The sequence below is a fragment of the Marinobacter sp. C2H3 genome (assembly GCF_037080155.1).
In the GTDB taxonomy this organism is placed as follows: Bacteria; Pseudomonadota; Gammaproteobacteria; order Pseudomonadales; family Oleiphilaceae; genus Marinobacter.
In genome coordinates, this window is record NZ_JBBBNZ010000003.1 from 321,316 (window position 1) to 343,502 (window position 22,187).

Annotated in this window: 18 protein-coding genes and 1 riboswitch; of the genes, 6 read left to right on the forward strand and 12 right to left on the reverse strand. The window is 66.4% G+C overall.

The genetic code is table 11. The features are described from left to right. The first annotated feature begins 6 nt into the window (after positions 1 to 6). The 3 genes from V3388_RS10900 (at position 7) to V3388_RS10910 (ending at position 2,528) form a co-directional block, all read left to right on the forward strand. Positions 7 to 288, forward strand: a complete 282-nt coding sequence (locus V3388_RS10900; RefSeq protein ID WP_336367578.1) for a PepSY domain-containing protein — start codon at positions 7 to 9, stop codon at positions 286 to 288. An 87-nt stretch (positions 289 to 375) separates the two neighbouring features. Then, positions 376 to 1,062 (forward strand): response regulator transcription factor, encoded by a 687-nt coding sequence (locus V3388_RS10905; RefSeq protein ID WP_336367579.1) that lies wholly within the window; start codon positions 376 to 378, stop codon positions 1,060 to 1,062. Then, positions 1,059 to 2,528, forward strand: coding sequence for an ATP-binding protein (locus V3388_RS10910; protein ID WP_336367580.1), 1,470 nt, complete (start codon positions 1,059 to 1,061; stop codon positions 2,526 to 2,528). Before V3388_RS10905 ends, V3388_RS10910 begins: the two co-directional genes overlap by 4 nt. A 15-nt stretch (positions 2,529 to 2,543) precedes the next feature. Here V3388_RS10910 and V3388_RS10915 read toward each other — a convergent pair whose 3' ends face one another. The 4 genes from V3388_RS10915 to V3388_RS10930 are packed head-to-tail and all read right to left on the reverse strand — an operon-like array spanning position 2,544 to position 7,070. After that, positions 2,544 to 3,305 (reverse strand): ABC transporter ATP-binding protein, encoded by a 762-nt coding sequence (locus V3388_RS10915; protein WP_336367581.1) that lies wholly within the window; start codon positions 3,303 to 3,305, stop codon positions 2,544 to 2,546. A 1-nt stretch (position 3,306) separates the two neighbouring features. Then, a complete protein-coding gene (locus V3388_RS10920; protein WP_336367931.1) occupies positions 3,307 to 4,266 on the reverse strand; it encodes a FecCD family ABC transporter permease in 960 nt (319 codons plus the stop codon). A gap of 1 nt (position 4,267) precedes the next feature. Next, positions 4,268 to 5,170, reverse strand: coding sequence for a cobalamin-binding protein (locus V3388_RS10925; RefSeq protein WP_336367582.1), 903 nt, complete (start codon positions 5,168 to 5,170; stop codon positions 4,268 to 4,270). Between the two features lie 34 nt (positions 5,171 to 5,204). After that, a complete protein-coding gene (locus V3388_RS10930) occupies positions 5,205 to 7,070 on the reverse strand; it encodes a TonB-dependent receptor plug domain-containing protein (protein ID WP_336367583.1) in 1,866 nt (621 codons plus the stop codon). 142 nt (positions 7,071 to 7,212) lie between these two features. Further along, a riboswitch (cobalamin riboswitch) is annotated at positions 7,213 to 7,437 on the reverse strand. 138 nt (positions 7,438 to 7,575) lie between these two features. Here V3388_RS10930 and V3388_RS10935 point away from each other — a divergent pair. Both V3388_RS10935 and V3388_RS10940 read left to right on the forward strand, forming a co-directional pair. Continuing rightward, positions 7,576 to 9,456, forward strand: a complete 1,881-nt coding sequence (locus V3388_RS10935) for a putative nucleotidyltransferase substrate binding domain-containing protein (protein WP_336367584.1) — start codon at positions 7,576 to 7,578, stop codon at positions 9,454 to 9,456. Further along, positions 9,443 to 10,174 (forward strand): 3'-5' exonuclease, encoded by a 732-nt coding sequence (locus tag V3388_RS10940; protein ID WP_336367585.1) that lies wholly within the window; start codon positions 9,443 to 9,445, stop codon positions 10,172 to 10,174. Before V3388_RS10935 ends, V3388_RS10940 begins: the two co-directional genes overlap by 14 nt. Before the next feature lie 42 nt (positions 10,175 to 10,216). On the opposite strand, the gene V3388_RS10945 is transcribed toward V3388_RS10940, so the two are convergent. Together V3388_RS10945 and V3388_RS10950 are read right to left on the reverse strand one after the other, a co-directional pair. Then, on the reverse strand, positions 10,217 to 11,113 hold the full coding sequence (locus V3388_RS10945; RefSeq protein ID WP_336367586.1) for an SMP-30/gluconolactonase/LRE family protein: 897 nt from the start codon (positions 11,111 to 11,113) through the stop codon (positions 10,217 to 10,219). 3 nt (positions 11,114 to 11,116) lie between these two features. Continuing rightward, entirely contained in the window at positions 11,117 to 12,097 is a 981-nt protein-coding gene (locus tag V3388_RS10950) for an NAD(P)H-dependent flavin oxidoreductase (RefSeq protein WP_336367587.1), read from the reverse strand. A 115-nt stretch (positions 12,098 to 12,212) separates the two neighbouring features. On the opposite strand from V3388_RS10950, the gene V3388_RS10955 reads away from it, so the two are divergent. After that, entirely contained in the window at positions 12,213 to 12,734 is a 522-nt protein-coding gene (locus tag V3388_RS10955; RefSeq protein ID WP_336367588.1) for a QsdR family transcriptional regulator, read from the forward strand. 112 nt (positions 12,735 to 12,846) lie between these two features. On the opposite strand, the gene V3388_RS10960 is transcribed toward V3388_RS10955, so the two are convergent. From V3388_RS10960 to V3388_RS10985, 6 genes are all read right to left on the reverse strand, one after another. Then, positions 12,847 to 14,265 carry an aldehyde dehydrogenase family protein gene (locus tag V3388_RS10960; protein WP_336367589.1) on the reverse strand — a complete coding sequence of 473 codons (1,419 nt, stop codon included), beginning with the start codon at positions 14,263 to 14,265 and terminating at the stop codon, positions 12,847 to 12,849. A 27-nt stretch (positions 14,266 to 14,292) separates the two neighbouring features. Further along, a complete protein-coding gene (locus tag V3388_RS10965) occupies positions 14,293 to 15,402 on the reverse strand; it encodes a Zn-dependent alcohol dehydrogenase (RefSeq protein ID WP_336367590.1) in 1,110 nt (369 codons plus the stop codon). A gap of 47 nt (positions 15,403 to 15,449) precedes the next feature. Further along, complete coding sequence (locus V3388_RS10970; RefSeq protein ID WP_336367591.1) at positions 15,450 to 17,252, reverse strand: acyl-CoA dehydrogenase; 1,803 nt, start codon at positions 17,250 to 17,252, stop codon at positions 15,450 to 15,452. A gap of 15 nt (positions 17,253 to 17,267) precedes the next feature. Continuing rightward, on the reverse strand, positions 17,268 to 18,452 hold the full coding sequence (locus V3388_RS10975; protein ID WP_336367592.1) for an acetyl-CoA C-acyltransferase: 1,185 nt from the start codon (positions 18,450 to 18,452) through the stop codon (positions 17,268 to 17,270). A gap of 228 nt (positions 18,453 to 18,680) precedes the next feature. Next, positions 18,681 to 20,774: a 3-hydroxyacyl-CoA dehydrogenase NAD-binding domain-containing protein gene (locus tag V3388_RS10980; protein WP_336367593.1), complete on the reverse strand. Its 2,094-nt coding sequence runs from the start codon at positions 20,772 to 20,774 to the stop codon at positions 18,681 to 18,683. Between the two features lie 346 nt (positions 20,775 to 21,120). Then, positions 21,121 to 21,930, reverse strand: a complete 810-nt coding sequence (locus tag V3388_RS10985; protein WP_336367932.1) for an IclR family transcriptional regulator — start codon at positions 21,928 to 21,930, stop codon at positions 21,121 to 21,123. Positions 21,931 to 22,187 lie beyond the last annotated feature (257 nt).

Below are 22,187 nucleotides of genomic sequence, written 5' to 3' on the forward strand. Positions count from 1 at the left end.
GAGACCATGATCAAAGCCATCCGTTTTTCCGCCGCTGTTCTGCTGGCCACCAGCCTGTCCGGCGTTGCCCTGGCCGACCCCCAGTGCACCACCGCGGACAAGTCCACCTGGCAGAACGCGGATACCTTCCGCCAGTCCCTGGAAGACCAAGGCTACAAAATCAAGAAATTCAACGTCACCGACACCAACTGCTACGAGATCTACGGCTGGCAGAAGGACGGCAAACGGGTTGAAATCTACTACAATCCGGTGGACGGCAAGCCGGTGAAGGAAGAGATCGACGACTGATCCAAGCGGTCGCCGCGGGGCCCGGCATTGCCTGGCCCCGTCTGCGTTACCCCGACCGACGATGCGTGACCAACCACGGACAGACAGATGCGGATACTCCTGGTAGAGGACGATCACATGCTGGCCCGCACCATGCTCGACATGCTGCGCAAAGACAGCAACACCGTCGACTGGGTGGACGACGGCCAGCAGGCCCTGAACGCCATCACCAACGAACACTTTGACCTGGTGATCCTGGATCTCACCCTGCCCCGCCTGGACGGGCTGGAGATCGTCCGACGGGTGCGACAGCAAGGCAGCCAGACGCCGATCATCATCCTGACCGCCCGGGACGCCCTGGACGACAAGCTCAAAGGCCTGGACTCCGGCGCCGACGACTACCTCACCAAACCCTTCGCCATGGCCGAGCTCAAGGCCCGCATCCGCGCGGTCTGCCGACGCGGCGCCGGCAACAGCCAGAGCAACGGTCTGACGGTCGGCGACATCACCCTGAATCCGGACAGCCGGGAGTTGACGGTGGGCGACCAGATCAGCACGCTGCCCCGGAGCGAATTCCAGGTGCTGCATTACCTGATGCGGCACCCCAACCAGGTGGCCACCCGCCGCCGGCTGGAAGAGCAGCTTTACGGATGGGAACAGGGCGTCGAGAGCAACGCCCTGGAAGTGCACATCCATCACCTTCGCCGCCGCATTGGCAAGCAGGCCATCCGGACGGTCCGGGGCGTGGGTTATCTGCTCAACGCCGGACAGGGCGAGGGTACCCCCCGCTCATGAGCCTCACCCGCAAACTGGCGCTGCTGATTACCGGCGCCATCCTGGTGATTACCCTGATTGCCGCCGTCTGGGGTTTCTTTGCCAGCGACCACCAGATGGACGAGCTGTTTGACGCCGAGCTGGCCCAGAGCACCCGGATTGTCCAGGGCCTGGTTCGGAATTTCTCCCCGGACCAGCCCCGGGACCAGCTGGCGGCCACCCTTGCGCAAACGCTGGCCGTTCCCCAGGCGGTCAACACGGACGATGACGACGAATCCCACAGCGAGGCGGGCCACGAGGTGCTGCCCGGCGGCGCCGGCCATAAATACGAGCGGAAAATCGCGTTTGAGGTGTGGACACCGGACGGGACCCCTGTGCTGGACACGCTTCAGGGTGACGAGGGCCGGGAGGGACTGATCGCCGGCTATGACTGGCTGCGCATCGGGGACTTCCGGTGGCGGACCTTCACCCTTCAGGACCCGGCGACCGGTTTCTGGATACGGACCGCCCAGCGGGAAGACGTCCGGGATGAGCTCAGCGGCGAAATTGCCATGGGCAACGTGCTGCCGCTGATTGTGATCCTGCCGCTGTTGATCCTTACCGTGATCGGCGCTATCCAGTTTGGTTTTCGGCCGCTGCGCAAGCTGGAGCGACCGATCCGGGACATGGCGCCGGAGCGCATCCACCCGTTGGACGTGCGCCTGGCGCCGAAGGAAGTCTCCGGGCTGGTGCACGCCGTCAACGGCCTGCTTCGGCGCCTGAACCAGGCCCTGGAACGGGAGCGGCGCTTCTCCGCCGACGCCGCCCACGAACTTCGCACACCTCTCTCGGCCCTGCGTCTGAACCTGGAGCGGCTGGCGGAACAGAACCCGGAGGAAGCCGGCGACCTGATTGCCGCCGTGGACCGCATGGTCCATCTCGTTGAACAGATGCTCCTGCTCAGCCGCGTGGATTCGGGCGTCGGATTCCGCCCGGAGCGCCGGGACCTGACCGAGCTGGTGGAGCAGAGCATTGCCGATGTAACGCCGCTGGCCCTGAAAAAGCAGATCGAACCGGAACTGGACAACCGCTGCGCGCTGGCGCCGGTGTCCTGCCACGACGCGCTGATCAGCACCATGATGCGCTCACTGCTCGCCAACGCAATCCAGTACAGCCCGGCAGGCACTCGGGTGACCACCTGCGTGCGGGAAGACACCGGCGGCTTCCTGGTACGCATCTGCGACCAGGGGCCGGGCATTGCGCCGGAAGAACGGGAACGGGCCCTCAGCCGCTTCACCCGGCTGGACCAGCGCCAGGGCGCCGGTGCCGGGCTTGGCCTGGCCATCGCCCGGCGCATCGCCGAACTGCACCACGGCAGCCTCACCCTGACCGGGCGCCAGGACGGCGAAACGGGCCTGTGCGTGGAGGTCTGGCTGCCCGCCGCCGAACCGGTGCGCGCATCGGCGACCCGCCCGGCAGCGCTCCCAGGGCCGTCAAAGCCGGCCTGACCGAACGTTCCGGCGTTACGCCGGCATGAACACCGGGTAGCCGTCCAGCTCTGTGGACCGCAGCGGCTGCCCGTACAATCCCTCCAGCACCGCCGGCACCAGCATGTCCCGGGCCGGTCCCCAGCAGGCGTCCCCGCCCGGAAACAGCAGCAGGATGCGGTCGCACCAGCGGGCCGCCAGATTCAGATCGTGCAGGCACATGAGCACCGATCGCCCTTCCTCCGCCAGCGACCGGATCAGGCCCATCACGGCGACCTGATGGTGCAAATCCAGATGATTGGTAGGTTCGTCCAGCAACCAGACCTGAGGCGACTGGGTCAGTACCGTGGCAATACCGACCCGACGGCGCTCACCGCCGGACAGGGTATGCACCTGGCGGTCCGCCAGAGGCATGACGTCCAGGCGCTCCAGGGCGGCCCGGGCACGGGCCAGATCGTCCGCGGACTCCATCCGCCAGGGTGAGGCCCAGGGATGGCGGCCCGCCAGCGTGGTTTCCAGCACCGTGGCCGGAAACCCGTCCTGATGCTCCTGAAACACCAGCCCCAGGCGCTGGGCCCGGGTTCGACGCGGCACCCGTGGCAGCGGGCGGTCGTCCAGCAACACCTGCCCTGCCCGGGGCGGACGCAGGCCGATCAGGGTTTGCAGCAGGGTGCTTTTGCCGACGCCGTTGGGACCGAGGATGCCCCAGACCTCACCCCCATTGAACGCCAGTGACAGGGGTGTGCCGGACGCCCGGCCGGGAATGTCGATCACCAGTTCATCGGCGCGCAGGCTCATCTCAGCGGCTCCGGGCCAGCAGGAACAGGAAGGCGGGCACGCCAATCAGGGCAGTGATCACCCCCACCGGCAGTTGCTCCGGCGCCACCACCGTGCGGGCGAGCATGTCCGCCACCACCAGCAGCGTGCCACCGGCCAGGGCACAGGCCGGCAGGATCAGCCGCTGGTCGCTGCCCAGGGCCAGGCGCAGCATGTGCGGCACAATCAGGCCCACAAACCCGACGGTACCGGCGGTGGTCACCGCCACTGCGGTCAGGGCACTGGCGGTCAGGTACACCAGCCACTCCAGGGGCCGCACCGCCACCCCCAGCACCGCCGCCTGGGCGGTGCCCCGGGCCAGCACGTTCAGGGTCCGGCCCAGGGGCAGCAACAGGGCGCACGCCACCACCAGCACCGAGAGCGCCGGCCAGGGACGGCCGGACTGGGACAGGTCCCCCATCAGCCAGTACAGCATGCCGGGCAGGCGGCGCCCGGGCGCCGTGGCCAGAATCAGCGTCATTACCGCGCCCCAGCCGGCGGCAATCACGACGCCGGTGAGCAGCAGGCGGGCCGGCGTCCAGGCGCCGGTGGCCCGGGCCAGGCCAAACACCAGAAACGTCGAGAGCAGGGCGCCGGCAAACGCGGACCCGGACACCAGAACGCCGGCCGCCCCCGCCAGCATCGCCAGCAGGGCGCCAACCGCCGCGCCGCCGGACAGGCCCAGTACGTAAGGGTCAGCCAGCGGGTTGCGCAACAGCACCTGCATAAGCGCACCGGCCACGGCCAGCAGGCCGCCGGTGGCAAACGCGCTCAGGCTGCGGGGCAGACGCAGATCCAGAATCAGGGTGCGGTCCAGATCGCTGCCGCCGCCCACCAGCACCTGCAGGGTCTGGCCCAGGCTCAGATCGGCGCTGCCCAGGCTGACCGACGCCAATAGGGCGAGCAGGCTGAGGGCGGCCAGCAGCAGCAGCGGCCGTAGCAGATCAGAGACGGCCACGGGCGGCCTCCAGGCGCAGGCAGAGGTCCCGGGCCCCGTCGAGCATGCGCAGGGTGGGCCGTTGCAAGCGGTCCGGCGGCAGCACGAGCAGGTTATCGTGGGCCACCGCCGGCAGATCCGGGAACGCCCGCCAGGCCGCAAGGGCGCGCTCCGCATCGGTTTCCGGCGCAGCGGTCAGGATGGCCTCCGGCCGGGCCAGTAGCACCGACTCCCGGGACACCCGGGGCACCAACCGGTCGGCATCGGCAAACACGTTGACGGCGCCGCACAGTGCCAGGCTTTTGCTGATCAGTTCGTCCCGGTTCACGGTCATCAGGGGCTCGTCCCAGATCTGGTAAAACACCCGGACCGGCCGGGCGTTCCGATAGCGGTCACGCAGGGCGGCCAGACCCGCCAGGAACCGGTTCGCCCGGTCCCGGGCCAGGGCGTCGTGCCCGGTCAACTGGCCCAGGTCCACAACGGCCCGGGCAATGTCATCAAAGGTCCGGGGCGTCAGCCAGAACACCGTCAGCCCCAGGTCAGACAGACGCTCCAGCTGGGACCGGCTGTTGCCGTCGGTCCAGGCCACGATCAGGTCCGGGCGGGCGGCCACGATGGCTTCAAGGTCGAGCCGGTTGGCGTCACCCACCCTGGGCAGATCCCGGGCCGGGGGCGGATAGTCGCTCCAGGCGCTGGCCGCGACTACAGCGTCTCCAGCGCCGGCGGAGTAAAGCAGCTCGGTGGCGCCGGGGGAGAGGGACACAACCCGGCGGGCCGGGGCGGGCAGGCAAACGTTGCGGTCCAGGGCATCGGTAGCGCAGCGGTCTGCGGCCACCGCGGGCATCGCGCCGCTGAGCGCAATGGCGATCGCCGCGAACACCGGCCTGAGCCACACCACGGCCCGACTCATCCGCACCGTCCCGTCATTGCCTGCTCCCACGTCTTCAGAGGCTCACATCATAACGCACGGTGGCCATGACCGTCCGGCCGGCGGCCAGGTAGTCAAAGGGCTCGAAGGTCGCGCTGTCGTAGCCCACGCTGGTGGCGTAGCGACGGTCGAACACGTTGGCCAGTTTCAGCCTCGCGGTCCAGTCCGGCAGGAACTGCCAGCTGCCCCGCAGGTCCAGGGTGGCAAAGCCGGCAAGAGGAAGGTCGTTGGCGGCGTCGCTGTAGCGGTCACCTTCGGCCACGGCGCTGGCGCCGACGGACCAGAGGCCGAACAGCCGGTCCACGTCCAGCCGGGCGGTGGTGCGGGCGCGCCGGGGCAGGCGTTTGCCGGTGTCCCGGTTCTCACTGTCGGCGTAGGCGAGGGAGCCCCGCAGGTCCCAGCGGGTGGTCTGGTAACCGGCACTCAGTTCCACGCCGCGAATGCGGGCGGTTTCCACGTTTTCCACCGTGCCAATGAAGGTGTTCGGGTCGGAGACGTAGGTGATCAGATCCCGCACGTCGTTCTGGTACACCGCCACATCCCAGAAGAAGGTGGTGTAGTGGCCGGAGATGCCGGCTTCCACCATCTGCCCCTTCTCCGGAGACAGGTCGGGGTTACCGGTGTAGTACGGCGTCACCAGGTACAGGTCGTTGAAGGTGGGCGCCCGGAACGAGGTGGCGTAGCTCAGGCGGGCGCGATGGGACGCATCCAACCGATAGCCCAGGGCCAGGCCACCGGTCTCCTTGCGGCCATAGGCGTCGTTGTCGTCCATGCGCAGGCTGGCGGTGACGTCGGTTTTCTGGAAATTCAGCAGCGCCTGGCCGAACACGGCGGTGTTGGTGCGGCTGTCCTCGGCGAAGGTATCGGTGCCGTCCACTTCATCGGTGGACAGTTCGGTGCCGATGATGAATTGCTGCACGCCGGCGGTGAGGGTGTTTTCCCAGCGGGCGGAGCGGGACAGGGTGTCGTACACGCTCGGGTAGTCGCCGTAGGTTTCCTGCTCGTCCCGGGACTGGGTGAACTGCACCCGGGTGCGCCAGGTGTCGCTGGCAACCGCGTCCAGGTAGAGGCTGCCGGCCTGGATGGTGTAGTCGGTGTCACCGCCTTCGAACTCCGTATTGCCGGAGGATTGCAGGAAGGTGACGCCGACTCCGCCGCCCTGCTCGAACGCGTGCCGGGCCCGGACCAGCCCCCCGGTATTCCGGAAGCCCCGGTCCTCACCGCCCTCCCTCAGGCTGGTGCCGTCGCTTTCCAGGTGATCCCCCGCCACCAGCAGGGAATTGCCGTCCTCGTTCAGGGTGACACCGGCGCCCGCCGAGCCGGTCTGGTTGGAGCCGCCGGACGCCTCCACCCAGCCGCCTTTCCCGGGTTTCGGATCCAGGGTGAACGCCTGGATAACGCCGCCCACGGCATCGGCGCCGTACAGGGAACTCTTGGCACCGCGGACCACCTCCAACCGGCTGATCAGGTCCGGCGGCAGGAACTGCCAGGGCGGTATACCGGCGGTGGCCGACCGCAGCCGGATGCCATCCAGCAAAAGCACGGTACCGGAGCTGCCCGCGCCGCGCAGGAAGACGCTAGTGGTCTTGCCGTAGCTGCCGTCAGACACCACATTCACGCCTGGCTGGGCCTGAAGCAGGTCCCGGAACTCCCGGGGCTGCTGGCGGCGGATCTGATCGTTATTGAGTACGGTGACCGACGACAGGCTTTCGCCCACGGTTTCTGGCCCGAGGGTGGCGGTGACCACAATCGGATCAAGCGCCCGGCCCGGTTCAGCCGCCGACGAATCCGGTGAGGAAGAGGATGAGGGCGATGCCGCCCAGGCGGCGGGGGTGGCGAAGGCAATGGCCGACGCCAGCAGGGAAACTGACAGTTTTGACATGATAAAACTCCGCAGCCGCGCGCACCCGCGCGGGTTCAGGCTTGGCTGCGGAACGGGGGCAGGCGGGCGCGGGGCCGGGCGGGCGCCACAGGGGGCGGGTACCAGAACAGGCCGATGCAACCCACCCGGCCGCCCACCGCAGCCCCGGGTGTTTTTCCAGGCCGGTCTCCGGGCTGGCAGGCGGAACTGGCGCGTTCCCGGACGACCACCTTCCCATGCCCGAGGGCACAGTGGCGCGATTGGTCGCCGTTTACCTGCTTACCGTTGCGGGGGCAGCATCGGCTTTGCCGGGCGGGGAGCCTGGCGCACCGATTTCCCGTTTCATCCGTCGCGCTTCGCGACGGACACCTGGAAAAAGTGCGGCAAGGCTAGCAAGCGCTTACCAGCCGGTCAATGGCGAGGCCGTGGCCACCGACGCGGTCGATTGCTATAGTCGTTGATTAACGGACATTTTTCCGAACACCGAACCACGCCGATCACCCGCTCGGGCCCGCCAGGGAGCGTTATGCAGCCGGAACTCATCGACATCCGCAATCACATGGCCCAGTACCCGCCGTTCGACGACCTGCCCGAGTCCCTGCTGGAACGGGTGGTGGAAAACATCGAGATCGAATATTTCCGGGCGGGCACGCCCATTCTGGAACTTGGAGAAGCGAACCAGTGGCTGTACTACATCCGCAGCGGCGCGGTGGAGGTGTTCCGCCGGTCAGGGGAGCTGTACAACCGGATCGGCGAGGGGGAAATCTTCGGCCAGTTCGGCCTGCTGATGCACAAGAAAACCCGGTTTCCGGCCACCGCGATTGAGGACACCCTGATCTATCGGATTCCGGATTCGATCTTTCAGGAACTGTTCGAGAACGACGAGAACTTTGCCGATTACGTGGAAATCGAGGACCGCAGCCGCCTGCGCTCGGCCCTGTCCCGCCGGGAAAAATCCAACGACCTGATGACCTCCCGGGTCACCCGTCTGATTTCCCGCCGGCCGGTGACAGCACCCACCACCGTGCGCCTGCAGGAGGCGGCCCGGATCATGACCGAACACGGCGTCTCGGCGCTGCTGCTGATGGACGAACAAGGCGACCGACCACGCCTGGAAGGCATCATCACCGACCGGGACCTGCGCACCCGCGCCCTGTGCGAGGCGCTGCCCTCGGAAACCCCGATCCGGGACATCATGTCCGCCGACCTGATCACCATCGACGCCCGGGATTTCATCTTCGAGGCGCTGCTGACCATGCTGCACAACAACGTCCATCACTTGCCGGTGATGGACCGGGGCGAAGTCCGGGGGGTGATCGCCCTGTCCGACATCGTCAAGTACGAGAGCCAGAGCAGCCTGTACCTGGTGAGCAACATCCACCATCAAAACACGGTCCGGGGGCTCAAGCGCATCAGCCGGGACGTGCGCGACACCTTCGTGCGCATGGTGAACGAGGACGCCAACTCCCACATGATTGGCAGCGCCATGGCCGGCATTGGCCGCAGCTTCACCCAGCGCCTGCTGGAACTGGGCGAGGAGCAACTGGGGCCGCCGCCAGTGCCCTACTGTTTCATGGCCCTCGGCTCCATGGCCCGGGACGAGCAACTGGTGGTGACCGACCAGGACAACGCCATGATCCTGGACGACGCCTTCGTGCCGGAAGACCACGACGCCTACTTCCTGGCGCTGGCCAAATTCGTCAGCGATGGCCTCGCCCAGTGCGGCTACAAGTACTGCACCGGCGACATCATGGCCACCAACCCCAAGTGGCGGCAGCCACTGGCGGTGTGGAAAACCTATTTCCGTAACTGGATGGAGAACCCGAGCGGCGAAGCGCTGCTGAACAGCAACATCTTTTTCGACCTGGACGGCATCTACGGCCAGACGGACTTTGCCGAGACCCTCAAGGCCCTGGTGGCGGACACCGCCAGCAAGAGTCAGCGCTTCCTCACCCTGCTGGCCCGCAACGCCCTGAACCGCACCCCACCCCTGGGGTTCTTCCGCACGTTTGTGCTGGAGGAGGACGGCCAGCACCGCAAATCCTTCAACCTCAAGCGCCGGGGAACGGCGCCCCTGTCCGATCTGATCCGGGTACACGCCCTGGCCTGTGGCTCCCGGGCGCAGAATTCCTTCGACCGGCTGCAGGCGATTGCTCAGACCAACCTGCTGCTCGATGACGACGTGGGCAACCTCCGGGACGCCCTGGAGTTCATTTCTATCGTGCGCATCCGCCATCAGGCGCTGGCCATCGAGGCCGGGCGGGAACCGGACAACAACGTCCGGCCAGAGGACCTGTCACCGTTCGAGCGCAGCCACCTGAAGGACGCTTTCCAGGTGGTCAGCAACGCCCAGAAGTTTCTGCGGTTCCGCTACAACGCCCAGGGAGGGCGATATGTCCAGGCCTGACACCCAATCCCGCCGGGACCTGGCCCAGCGGTCCTGGCCGGAGCAATACGGCGTGCTGGCGGAGGAAGCCCGATCGCCGTACCTGAAGGCATTCTATGGCGCCGGCTGCCCGCCCCCGGACACCCCCATCGGCCAGGTGCCACTGGTGGCGGTGGACTTTGAAACCACCGGGCTGGACCCGAACCAGCATTCCATCGTCAGTATCGGCGCGGTGCCCTTCACCCTGGACGCCATCGCCGTCAGCCGGGGCTGGCACCAGGTGGTGCGTCCCCGGCTGCCCCTGCACCAGACCTCCATCACCATCCACGGCATCACCCACAGCGACATCGACCAGGCGCCGGATCTCGAAGCGGTGCTGGACCCGTTCTTCGAGCGGCTGAACGGCCGCATTCCGGTGGTGCATTTCCGGGACATCGAGCGGCCGTTCCTGGACGTGGCGCTACAGTGGCGGCTGGGGGAAGGCATCCGGTTTCCGCTGATCGACACCATGGCCATCGAAGCGCACGTGCACCCGAACCGGCGCCCGAGCCGGTGGCAGCGGCTGGTGGGCCAGAAGGCGACGTCGATCCGGCTCGGTGACAGTCGCGCCCGCTACGGCCTGCCCCACTACGCCGCCCATAACGCCCTGATTGACGCGTTGGCGACGGCGGAACTGCTGCAGGCGCAGATCCGCCACCACTTCAGCCCGGAGACGCCGGTGGGGGATCTCTGGCTGTAGACGCGCTGCACCGGGCCCGCCAGTGCGATTCCGGAGATCCGTTCAGGGCCGGCCGGCGTGGGGTACGTCTACCCGGGCGGTCATCAGCACCGCCTCCCGGGCAGCCTTGCGGCGGCTGGCGGCGGAATCCGGCGCGCAGCACAGCAGGAGAGTGCGGCCGTCGTCGCCGCCGAGCATGCAGGCAAACACGCCCTGGCCTTCCGGCGCTCGGATTTCCTGGGTGATGGCGCCGCCCTCGGCCACCCGGATGCATCGCTGGTTGAACGCATCGGCGATCCAGATCTGGCCTTCGGCGTCCAGGCAGCAGCCGTCCGGCCCAACCGACAGCTGCGCCAGCATGTCCCGGCGGCTGCCCAGGGCCGGGCGGGGGCCAAACGCCGCCCACGGTCGCCGGTCGGTGAGTGAACCGTCGGCGCCGATGGTAAACGCGGTCATGGCGTTGCCGAAGGTTTCCCCGACCACCAGGGTGCCACCGTCCGGTGTGATCACCATGCCGTTGGGAAACCACAGGTCGTCCGCGGCCGGCGAGACGGTCCCGTCGGTGTCGATCCGCACCAGGGTGGCCGGGGCCACGTCCGCACCGCCCATCAGATCGAAGCCGAAGTTGCCCACCCAGGCGGTGCCCTCGGCCGAGACCACCAGATCGTTCAGGTGGCCGGTGGCGTACTCGCCGATGTCCGCGTAGGTGGACAGGCCCAACTCCGGATGCCAGCGCAGCACCGTGTGATCCAGCATGGACACCACCAGCAGCGAGCCGTCCGGCAGCCAGCCCAGGCCAGAGGACTGCTCCGGCATGTCCAGCACCCGGTCCATCCGGCCCTCCGGCGTGACCGTGAACACGCCGTGGCGGTAGAAATCCGAGACCCACCAGCGACCGTCGTGCCAGCGCGGGCCCTCGAAGAAACAGCCGCCGTCCGTCAGTTGTGCCAGGGTGGTCATCGCTCAGTCCTCCAGGAAGCCCGCCAGGCGCTGGCGCACCAGGTCGTTGGCCTCGCGGATGATGCGGCCGATCAGCTCGTCGCAGGTGGGGATGTCGTGGATCAGGCCAGCCACCATGCCGCAGCTCCAGGCGGCCTCGTCCAGCTTGCCCTCGTGCAGCACCAGCTTGCTCTTGGCGCCGGTGACCAGATGGCGGATGTCGTCGATGGTTTCCGCCTCGCCCTTTTCCTTCTCGATGCGCTGGATTTCTTCCACCGCGGCGTTATTCATCACCCGCTCGGTGTTGCGCAGGTTGCGCATGATCAGCCGGGTCTGCAGCTCGTCCGCCTCGACGATGGCCTGCTTGACCTTGTCGTGCACCGGCGCCTCCCGGGTGGCCAGGAAGCGGGTGCCCATGTTCATGCCCTCGGCGCCCAGGGCCATGGCCGCCACCAGGCTGCGGGCGTCCGCCATGCCGCCGGAGGCCACGAACGGAATGGTCAGCTCTTCCGCCGCCCGGGGCAGCAGGATGAAGTTGGGGATGTCGTCCTCACCGGGGTGGCCGCCGCACTCGAAGCCGTCCACGCTGACCGCGTCGCAGCCGATGCGCTCGGCCTTCAGGGCGTGGCGCACCGAGGTGCACTTGTGAATCACCTTGATGCCCGCCGCCTTGAGCTGGGGCAGGTAGGCTTCCGGGCTGCGGCCGGCGGTTTCCACCGCCTTGACCCCGCCCTGGATGATGGCGTCGATGAATTCCGGGTACGGGGGCGCCTTGAACGAGGGCAGAAAGGTCAGGTTAACGCCGAACGGCTGGTCGGTCATCTCGTGGCAGCGGGCGATTTCCCGGGCCAGGTCCTCTGGCGTCGGCTGGGTCAGCGCGGTGAGAATGCCCAGGCCGCCGGCGTTGGAGACCGCCGAGGCCAGCTCGGCAAAGCCCACGTGGTGCATGCCGCCCTGGATGATCGGGTAGCGGATGCCAAAGAGTTCGGTGATACGTGTCTTCATAGCGGGTTGTCCGTTTTGTCGTTAGAATGGTCCGGCACTGTGGTACGAGGTTCCTGTGACAGCCAGAACAACAACCAGGCCGACGCCGGCCGACGCGTTCAAACGCGCCCGGCGCATGTGGTTAAAAGGTGAACGCATTCATCTGGCGTCTCTCTCGGATGAACTCAACATCGGCCGAGCCACCCTGTTCCGCTGGGTGGGCAACAAAGATCTGCTGATCGGCGAGGTGCTCTGGTCCCTGTACGAACCGCTCCGGCAGGACGCGCTGGCCAACACCCCCGGCCAGGGCATTGATTTTATTGTGGGCGTATACCGACACATCAACTCCACCGTCATGCACTTCGAGCCCCTGCGCCGGTTCATCAATGAAGATCCGGAGTACGCCCTCAAGATCCTGACCTCGTCCAAATCCACCCTGCGCAGCCGCACGGTGGAGGCCAACACCCGCATCCTTCGGGACCAGGTGGCCCGGGGATACATCACCCCGCCGATGAACATCGACAGCCTGTCGTCCTTCATGGTCCGCCTCGCCGAATCCTGCCTCTACAGCGACATCCTCGGCGGCCGCGAGCCCCGGGATGAGGAGCTGGAAGACGCGTGCACCGCGGTCCGCATCCTGCTCGGCGGCAAGGCCTGAGGCCCGGGGCCAAAGCCGGGGTCAGATGAAAGCCTTCATCTGACCCCAGGGTTATCCCGCCAACCCGAGCCGAACTTCGGGGTCAGATGAACGCTTTCATCTGACCCCAGGGTTACAGCTGCAGTGCCCGCACCTCGAGAAACTCCTCCAGGCCCCACTTGCCGAACTCCCGGCCGAGGCCGGAGTGGCCGAAGCCGCCGAACGGCGCGAGCGGGTTGAAGGCGCCGCCGTTGACGAACACCTGGCCGGTGCGCAGCTTGCCGGCCACCCGCTTGGCGCGGTCCTGGTCGCCAGACCAGACGGCGCCGGACAGGCCGTAGGCGGTGCCGTTGGCGATGCGGATGGCGTCGGCTTCATCGGTGTAGGGAATCACGCACAGCACCGGGCCGAAGATTTCCTCCTGGGCCAGGCGGCTGTCCGGGCGGACGTTGCCGAACACGGTGGCGCGAACGAAATAGCCGTTCGGGTCGCAGCCTTCCGGGAACTCGGCGCCGCCGGCCACCAGGGTGGCCCCTTCCTCAATGCCCAGGCGGATGTAATCCAGCACCTTGTCCCGTTGCTGCGCGGACGCCAGCGGCCCCAGGCGGGTGGTTTCCTCCAGCGGGTTGCCCGGGGTCATCTTGGCCACGGCGGCCGCCGCCAGTTCGCAGGCCTCATCGTGCTTGTCCGCCGGCACCAGCAGGCGGGTCAGCGCGGTGCAGGTCTGGCCCGAATTGAGCAGGCAGTTGTTGATGGTGCCTTTCACCGCTGCGCCCAGGTCCGCGTCCGGCAGGACCACGGACGCGGATTTGCCGCCCATCTCCAGGGCAATGCGTTTGAAGTCGTCGGCGGCGGCGTGGGCAATCAGATGGCCGGTGCGGGTAGAGCCGGTGAACGACACCATGCGCACGTCCGGGTGTTTGATCAGCGTGTCCCCAACGCTCTGGCCGAGGCCGCACACCAGATTGAACACGCCCTTGGGCAGGTCGGTGCCGTCCAGGATCTCCGCCAGGATGTACGCGCTCTGGGGCGCGATTTCCGAGGGCTTGAGCACAATGGTGCAGCCGGCGGCCAGGGCCGGCACCACCTTCAGGATCACCTGGTGCAACGGGTAGTTCCACGGGGTGATGCAGCCGACCACGCCCACCGGCGCGTACTGGACCTCGGAGTTGCCGGACATCTCGGTGAACGGGTAGGACGGCAGCATGTCGAGGTAAGTCTTGGTGACCGTCGCCGGCAGGCCGGCCTGGATGCCGGTGGCCAGCTTGATAGGCATACCCACTTCCCGGCAGACGGTTTCGGCAATCTCGGCGGCCCGCTCTTTCAGCCCGGCGTGGAGCTGCTCCAGCACCTTGATGCGGGCCTCCAGGGTGCTCTCAGACCAGCGATCAAACGCCTCATTGGCGGCCGCAATGGCCCGCTCCATGGTGACGCGGTCGGACGACGGCACCCGGGCGATGGCCTGGCCGGTGCCGGCCTCGTGCACGTCGATAGTCTCGCCGGACCAGGCCACCCATTCACCGTTGATGTAGTTCTTGCTCAGATCCTTCATTGCCGTTCCCCCTTCAGTAAAAATCGCTCAGTCGAACACGATCACGCCGCGGGCGTTCTTGCCGGCCACCATGTCGTCGAAGGCCTCGGCGGCCTGATCGATGGTGTAGGTGCGGGTGATCAGTTCGTCCAGTTTCAGTTTGCCGGCCTTGTACAGGCCCAGAATACGCGGGAAATCATGCTGCGGACGGGACGAACCCAGCCAGCTACCCTTGAGGGTGCGTTCATCCGCCGGCAGGGTCAGGGTGGTGATGGACGTTTTGTCCTTGGGATCGGCCACACCCACAACCACGGCGGTGCCGCCCCGGCCCAGGGCCTTGTAGGCCTGCTCCACCACCGGGCCGGCGCCCACGCACTCGAAGGCGTAGTCGACGCCGCCGCCGGTGAGCTTCTTGATGGCCTTGGCGGCGTCGTCAACCTCGTTCAGGTCCACGGTGTGGGTGGCGCCGAATTCCTTCGCCATGGCCAGTTTCTTCGGGTTGTTGTCCACCGCGATCACCATCTCCGCGCCGGCGGTGGCGCAGCCCTGAATGGCGTTCAGGCCAACGCCGCCAATGCCGAACACGGCGGTGCGGGAACCGGGCTCCACCCGGGCGGTGTTGAACACGGCACCAACGCCGGTCATCACCGCGCAGCCCACCAGGGCGGCGTTCTGCAGGGGCACGCCGGGTTCCACTTTCACGCAGTTGTCCACGTGCATGGTGGCGTACTCCGCCATCACGCCGCAGGCGCCGAACACGTTCAGGGGCTCGCCGTTGGCGTCTTTGGTGCGCACAGTACCGTCCGGCAGGGTGAACATGGCCTTGCGGGCGTTCTCGCACAGCACCGGGCGACCCCGGACACACTGGCGGCACTTGCCGCACATGGAGATGAACGAGCTGACCACGTGGTCGCCTTCCTGGAAGTCGGTCACGCCCTCGCCCACTTCCACCACCACGCCGGCGGCCTCATGGCCCAGCACCAGGGGAGGCGGGTACTGAATCTTGCCGGTGGTGGCGGAAAGATCGCTGTGACAGACGCCGCAGGCGGCGATCTTCAGGGTAATCTCGCCCCGCTTCGGGCCCTCAACGGTGATGGTCTCGACCTGGACGGGCTGGCCCCATTCCCGGCAGACCACCGCTTTGGCTTGACGATCCATGGCTGCTCCTGTGTGCGTTGTTGTCTGGATAAGTCGGTTTTACGTGCTCAGAACCCGTCGTCCGGAATCTCCAGGGCGGTGGTGTCCAGGGACGCCAGCAGGGCGGCAGCGGTTTCCACCGCCGGCAGCTCGTAGCGGGCGAAGTAATCGCACGCGGCCAGTTTGCCCTGGTAGAAGGCGGCGCTCTGCTCGCCGTCCCCCGCCAGTCCGGCGAGCGCCTGCAGGCCCTGGCGTAGCCACAGCCAGCCCACCACCACCTGGCCAAAGGCGTCCAGGTAGACGGTGGCGTTGGCCAGGGCCTTCTCGGCGTTGCCCGTCGCTTTCTCGGCGTTGATCCGGTCGGTGGCCGCGGCCATGGCGGCCACGGCACCGGCCAGGCGCTCGGCGTTCGGTGCCAGCCGTTCCTGCCGGCGCGCCTCGTCGATGGTGGCCTCAATGCGGGCCATCAGCCGCTGGTAATGCTCACCGCCGGCCAGGGACACCTTGCGCCCCAGCAGGTCCAGGCCCTGGATGCCGTGGGTGCCCTCGTGGATCGGGTTCAGGCGGTTGTCCCGGTAGAACTGCTCCACCGGGTACTCCCGGGTGTAACCGTAGCCCCCGTGCACCTGAATGGCCAGGCTGTTGGCCTCCAGGCAGTAGCGCGACGGCCAGGATTTGATCACCGGCGTCAGCAGGTCCAGCAGGCCGGCGGCCTGGGCGCGCTGTTCGTCGGTTTCCGCAAATTTCTTCTCGTCCACCAGCATGGCGCCTTCCAGGCACAGGGCCAGGCCACCTTCCACATAGGCCTTCTGGGCCAGCAGCATGCGGCGGATGTCGGCGTGGCGGGTCAGGGGCACCTGCGGGCTGGCCGGGTCTTTCTCCCCCATCGGCCGGCCCTGCCGCCGTTCCCGGGCGTAGGCCAGGGCGTGCTGGTAGCCGGTGTAGCCGAGCATCACCGAGCCCAGGCCGACGCCGATGCGGGCTTCGTTCATCATGTGGAACATGGCCGCCAGGCCCCGGTGCGGCTCGCCCACCAGGTAGCCAATAGCACCGTCCCGCTCGCCGAAGTTGAGCATGGTGGAGGTGGTGCCCCGGTAGCCCATCTTGTGGATCAGGCCGGCCAGGGCGACGTCGTTGCGCTCGCCCAGGGTGCCGTCTTCGTTCACCGCGATTTTCGGCACCAGGAAGAGGGAGATGCCTTTGACCCCGGCCGGAGCGTCCGGCAGCCGCGCCAGCACCATGTGAACGATGTTCTCGCTCAGTTCGTGGTCGCCGCCGGAGATGTAGATCTTGTTGCCGAAGAGCCGGTAGCTGCCGTCCGCCTGGGGCTCGGCGCGGGTGCGCAGGTCCCCGAGGGAGGAACCGGCGTGGGGTTCGGTCAGGCACATGGTGCCAAAGAACCGCCCCGCCAGCATGGGTTCGGCGTAGCGCCGCTTCTGTTCGTCGGTGCCGTGGGCCAGGATCAGGTTGGCGGCGGCGATGGTCAGCCCCGCGTAACCCTGCGTGCCCACATTGGCGCCTTTGAGCATGCCCACGCACATCTGGGCCACCGCCGCCGGCAGCTGCATGCCACCGCGCTCGTAATCCTGGCTCGCGGCCATCAGCCCGGTGCCCTTGAGCACATCCAGCGCGCGCTGCACTTCCGGCCGCATCGTCACCCGGCCGTTCTCAAAGCGGGGCTCTTCCTCGTCCACCAGGCGGGCGTGGGGCGCAAACGCTTCCGCCGCCACCTTGAGGGCGAGGTCCAGCGCCGCCTGAAGCGTCTCACGGCTGTGGTCGGCGTAGCGCTCGAACCGCAGGACCCGCTCCACCCGGTGCAGCTCGAACAGCTGGAAGGCCAGGTCCTGGGTGTTGATGATGTGCTGCTGCATGGCGACGCTCCCGGATCAGACCACTTCGAACAGGCCGGCGGCGCCCTGGCCACCGCCGATGCACATGGTGACCACCACGTACTTGGCGCCGCGGCGCTTGCCTTCGATCAGGGCGTGGCCGGTCAGGCGGGAGCCGGTGACACCGTAGGGGTGGCCAACAGCAATGGAGCCACCGTTCACGTTCAGCTTTTCCATGGGGATGCCGAGGCGGTCACGGCAGTAGACCACCTGAGAGGCGAACGCCTCGTTCAGTTCCCACAGATCGATGTCGTCCATGGTCAGGCCGGTGCGCTCCAGCAGGCGCGGAATGGCGAACACCGGGCCAATGCCCATCTCGTCCGGCTCGCAGCCAGCCACGGCAAAGCCGCGGAAAATGCCCATCGGCTCGATGTTGTGCTTCTCGGCATAGGTGCTGTTCATCACCGTGCACACGGAGGCGCCGTCGGACAGCTGGCTGGCGTTGCCGGCGGTGACAAAGTTACCCTCGCCGCGCACCGGGTCCAGGCCCTGAAGGCCCTCAAGCGTGGTGTTCGGGCGATTGCACTCGTCCCGGTTCAAGGTCACGGCCTTCTGGCTGACTTCACCGGTTTCCTTGTCCTTCACCAGCATGGTGGTGTCGTAGGGCACGATCTCATCGTTGAACTTACCGGCTTCCTGGGCGGCGGCGGTGCGCTGCTGGGAGATCAGCGCGTACTCGTCCTGGGCCTCCCGGCTGACGTTGTAGCGCTGGGCCACGATGTCCGCTGTCTCGATCATGGACAGGTAAAGCTCGGGCTTATGCTTCATCAGCCACTCGTTGGTGGCGTGGAAGCTGTTGAGCTTGTCGTTCTGCACCAGGGAGATGGATTCCACGCCGCCAGCCACCATGGCCGGCACCTTCTCGGACACCACCCGCTGCGCGGCGATGGCGATGGACTGGAGGCCGGAGCTGCAGAACCGGTTGATCGACAGGCCGGCGGTGGTCACCGGCAGGCCCGCGCGGATGGCCGCCAGCCGTGCCATGTTCTTGCCCTGGGCGCCCTCGTGGAACGTGGCGCCGAGGATAACGTCCTCAACAATCGCCGGATCAATGCCGGCGCGCTGAACCGCCGCGGCGATCACGTGGCCGGCCATATCGACCGAATGGGTGTTGTTCAGCGCGCCCCGGTAGGACTTGCCCAGACCGGTGCGGGCGGTGGAAACGATAACGGCGTCTGACATGGTGAGTCTCCGCAGAGTGTGGGTAGAGGTCAGATGAACCTCATCTGACCCCGGGAGTTTGATGTTGGGGTCAGATGAAAGCGTTCATCTGAACCCGGAGGTAAAAGCCGGGGTTCAAAGCCGGGGTCAGATGAATGTCATCTGACCCGGAGGTGGCCTCGGACTTGGCGGACCTGGGGTCAGATGAAGCTCATCTGAACCCGTTTTCGACCCCAGAGTCCCAAGGCCTCAGAGATCCCCGAAGCGCTTGCCTTCGGCAACCAGCTTTTCCAGCAGCGCGGCGGGCTTCCACTGCTCGCCGCCGACGGTCTCCTGGTAGGTCTTTACCGCGTTCAGGATCTTGTCCAGGCCAATCTGGTCGGCCCAGAACATGGGGCCGCCGCGGTAGGCCGGGAAGCCGTAGCCGTAGATCCAGACGATGTCGATGTCCAGGGCGCGGTCGGCGATGCCCTCTTCCAGAATCTTCGCGCCCTCGTTGATCATCACGTACATGCAGCGCTCGAGGATTTCCTGGTCGGTGATCTCCCGCGGGGTGATGCCCTGCTCCTTGCGGAACGCCTCGATGATGGCCTCCACTTCCGGGTCCGGGATCGGCTTGCGGCTGCCTTCCTCATAGCGGTAGACGCCGGCCTGGGTCTTCTGGCCCAGACGGTTCTGCTCGAACAGTTTGTCCATCCAGCTCGGCTCTACGTGCTCACCGGCATTGCGGCGCTCCTCGCGGATGCGGTAGCCCACGTCGATGCCCGCCAGATCCGACATGGCAAACTGGCCCATCGGATAACCCAGGTCCGTCAGCACCTTGTCCACCTGCTGGGGCGTGGCGCCTTCGTTCACCAGGGCCATCGCCTCGGCACCGCGCTTGTGCAGCATGCGGTTGCCCACGAAGCCGTGGCAATTGCCCACCAGTACACCCACTTTCTTGATCTTTTTGGCAACCGCCATCACGGTGGCCTTCACTTCGTCGGAGGTCTTCTCGCCGCGCACGTTTTCCAGCAGCTTCATCACGTTGGCCGGGCTGAAGAAGTGCATGCCCACCACGTCCTGCGGACGTTTGGTGGCGGAGGCAATCTCATCAATGTCCAGGGTGGACGTGTTCGAGGCCAGGATCGCGCCGGGCTTGCAGACCGCGTCCAGCTTGCCAAAGATCTCTTTCTTGATGGCCATGTTCTCGAACACGGCTTCGATCACCAGGTCGACGCTCTTGAAGTCGTCGTAGGTCAGGCTCGGGGTGATCAGCGCCATGCGCTCTTCCACCTGCGCCTGGGTCAGCTTGCCCTTTTTGGCAGAGTTCTCGTAGTTGCGGCGGATGATGGCCAGGCCCTTGTCCAACGCCTCCTGCTTCACCTCGACGATGGTGACCGGAATCCCCACGTTGGCGAAGTTCATGGCAATACCGCCGCCCATGGTGCCGGCGCCGATCACGCCCACGGTCTTCACGTCCCGCACCGGGGTGTCCTTGCTCAGGCCCTTGACCTTGGCCACTTCCCGCTCTGAGAAGAAGGCGTGGATCAGGCCGGCGCGCTGGGGCGAGGCCATGCACTCGGTGAACAGCTCCCGCTCGCGCTTCATGCCGTCGTCAAACGGCAGGTTGAACGCCGCTTCCACCGCGTCCACGCACTTGAACGGGGAGAACAGGCCACGGGCGCGGGCTTTGAGCGCGTCCCGGAACTGGTTGAACACGTCGCTGCCTTTCTCGGCGTTGACCTTGTCGGTCAGGTCCCGGACCCGGCGAACCGGCTTGCCCTCGTCCGCGATGCGCTGGGCATAGGCCAGGCCGGCGCCCCGAACGTCGTCGCCCTCGGCGACCTCATCAATGATGCCCAGGGCGAGCGCGTCTCTGGCGCCCACAAAATCCCCGGTGGTGATCATGTCCAGCGCCTTCTGGGCGCCGGTCAGGCGCGGCAGCCGCTGGGTGCCGCCGGCGCCGGGCAGCAGGCCCAGCTTCACTTCCGGCAGGCCGACCTTGGCGCTGGCCAGGGCGACGCGGTAGTGGCAACCCAGGGCGGTTTCCAGGCCACCGCCCAGGGCGGTGCCGTGAATGGCGGCCACCACAGGCTTCTCGCTGCTTTCAATAATGTGCACCACCTCCGGCAGGCCCGGCTCCTGCATCGGCTTGCCGAATTCCCGGATGTCCGCGCCGGCAATAAAGGTGCGGCCCTCACACACCAGCAGCAGCACCTTGGCATCCGCGTCCTTCTGGCCCTGCTCGATGGCGGCCACCAGCCCGGCGCGAACGGCGTGCCCCAGGGCATTGACCGGCGGATAGTTCACGGTGATCACACCGACGACACCTTCACGGCGATAGCTGACGACTTCGGACATAACCTCTCCTTGCCTTCTTACTTATATGGAATGTGGTTTTAACTAGCGAAACATACGTACGATTTAATACAAGTTTATACGCCGTTTCAACCGCCAGTTAAATAGCAGGCACAAAAAAACCGCAACCTCTCGGCTGCGGTTTTTTTCTGGCTCGGGTTGCGGGTTTCAGCCCTTGGAGCCTGCGTCGGGCGGGCAGGAACTGACGAAACACGCTGTGAATACGTCCCTGTACGCTCGGCTCCGCCATCCATGGCTCCGCACGGTTTCGTCAGTTCCTGCCCGCCCGACGCGATTCAACTTGGGTAATCGCCGGCGCGCCCGACTATTTACTCAGGTGTCCGGCCGCTCAGACCCCCAGCGATTCAATGTCGCTGGCCAGCATGGCCAGTTGGTGGGCGATGGATTCCCGCAGCTTTTCGGCGGGCACCAGATAGGACGGCGCGGCGCAGGTCAGCGCCATGATGGTGCCGTCCTGCAGATGGATGGGCACACCGGCAGAGTTGATGTTGCGGTCCCACTCGCCGAGGGACAGGCAGAAGCCGTGCTCCTTGTAGTCCTTCATGGCCTGCTCCAGGCCCTTTTTCTTCTCCGGCCAGGTCTCGCCGTACTTGGTGGCCATGGCGTCGTCGATCAGCTTGCGGCCGCTGTCGGAAATGGCGCAGTAGTAGGCCCGGCCGGCGGAGGTGGTGGACATGGGCAGCTTCAGGCCGATTTCCATGCGCAGGAGGGACGCTTCCGGCGGCATGCGGTTTTCCACATAGATCATGTGCAGGCGGTCGCGGCAGGTCAGGCCCACGGACATATTGGTCTGGCGGGCGAACTCATCCATGTAGGGCTTGGCCAGCTGGCGCACCTTGAGGTTGGAGACGTAGGCGTAACCCAGGGCCAGAACGCCGGAGCTGAGCTGGTATTTCTCCAACTGGATGTTGTAGCTCAGGTAGCCCAGCTTGGTGAGGGTGTAGGTCATCCGGGACACCGTTGGCTTGGGCAGGCCGGTGATACGCGCGATGTCCTGGTTGCCCAGGATCACGGAGCCCTGGCTGAAAGCGCGGAGCACGTCCAGTCCGCGGGACAACGCCTCAACAAACTTCCGATCTTTCTCTGGCTTGACCGGCACACCATCGCCGGAGGCCACCATCAATTCCGGTGAATCCATTTTTGCTCTCGCCATTCTGGTGCCTCCAACGGTTTCGCCAGCGCCGGGGCCAGCCGTGACGACCGGCGGGAGGATCTCTCCAGCACCGGGACGGCCCCGCGTTATTAGTATCGTGAATACCTAAAGATGCGCCATTTTAATCGGTCAGCTTCGCAACTGCCAGACGTACCAATCAAATCTCGTGCCAAAAATGAAACACAATCGGATTGCGTATCAAAACACAGGCTTCATTCAGCGCCGTATGACCAGGAAAACCG

Bases quoted from the DNA above. Each gene is read 5' to 3' on its own strand.
- V3388_RS10945 (WP_336367586.1), bottom strand. From the start codon at position 11,113: ATGACCACCCTGGCACAACTGACGGACGGCGGCTGTTTCTTCGAGGGC.
- V3388_RS10970 (WP_336367591.1), bottom strand. From the start codon at position 17,252: ATGCAGCAGCACATCATCAACACCCAGGACCTGGCCTTCCAGCTGTTC.
- V3388_RS10985 (WP_336367932.1), bottom strand. From the start codon at position 21,930: ATGGATTCACCGGAATTGATGGTGGCCTCCGGCGATGGTGTGCCGGTC.
- V3388_RS10915 (WP_336367581.1), bottom strand. From the start codon at position 3,305: ATGAGCCTGCGCGCCGATGAACTGGTGATCGACATTCCCGGCCGGGCG.
- V3388_RS10975 (WP_336367592.1), bottom strand. From the start codon at position 18,452: ATGTCAGACGCCGTTATCGTTTCCACCGCCCGCACCGGTCTGGGCAAG.
- V3388_RS10955 (WP_336367588.1), top strand. From the start codon at position 12,213: ATGTGGTTAAAAGGTGAACGCATTCATCTGGCGTCTCTCTCGGATGAA.
- V3388_RS10905 (WP_336367579.1), top strand. From the start codon at position 376: ATGCGGATACTCCTGGTAGAGGACGATCACATGCTGGCCCGCACCATG.
- V3388_RS10910 (WP_336367580.1), top strand. From the start codon at position 1,059: ATGAGCCTCACCCGCAAACTGGCGCTGCTGATTACCGGCGCCATCCTG.
- V3388_RS10900 (WP_336367578.1), top strand. From the start codon at position 7: ATGATCAAAGCCATCCGTTTTTCCGCCGCTGTTCTGCTGGCCACCAGC.
- V3388_RS10940 (WP_336367585.1), top strand. From the start codon at position 9,443: ATGTCCAGGCCTGACACCCAATCCCGCCGGGACCTGGCCCAGCGGTCC.
- V3388_RS10930 (WP_336367583.1), bottom strand. From the start codon at position 7,070: ATGTCAAAACTGTCAGTTTCCCTGCTGGCGTCGGCCATTGCCTTCGCC.
- V3388_RS10950 (WP_336367587.1), bottom strand. From the start codon at position 12,097: ATGAAGACACGTATCACCGAACTCTTTGGCATCCGCTACCCGATCATC.
- V3388_RS10980 (WP_336367593.1), bottom strand. From the start codon at position 20,774: ATGTCCGAAGTCGTCAGCTATCGCCGTGAAGGTGTCGTCGGTGTGATC.
- V3388_RS10935 (WP_336367584.1), top strand. From the start codon at position 7,576: ATGCAGCCGGAACTCATCGACATCCGCAATCACATGGCCCAGTACCCG.
- V3388_RS10965 (WP_336367590.1), bottom strand. From the start codon at position 15,402: ATGGATCGTCAAGCCAAAGCGGTGGTCTGCCGGGAATGGGGCCAGCCC.
- V3388_RS10925 (WP_336367582.1), bottom strand. From the start codon at position 5,170: ATGAGTCGGGCCGTGGTGTGGCTCAGGCCGGTGTTCGCGGCGATCGCC.
- V3388_RS10960 (WP_336367589.1), bottom strand. From the start codon at position 14,265: ATGAAGGATCTGAGCAAGAACTACATCAACGGTGAATGGGTGGCCTGG.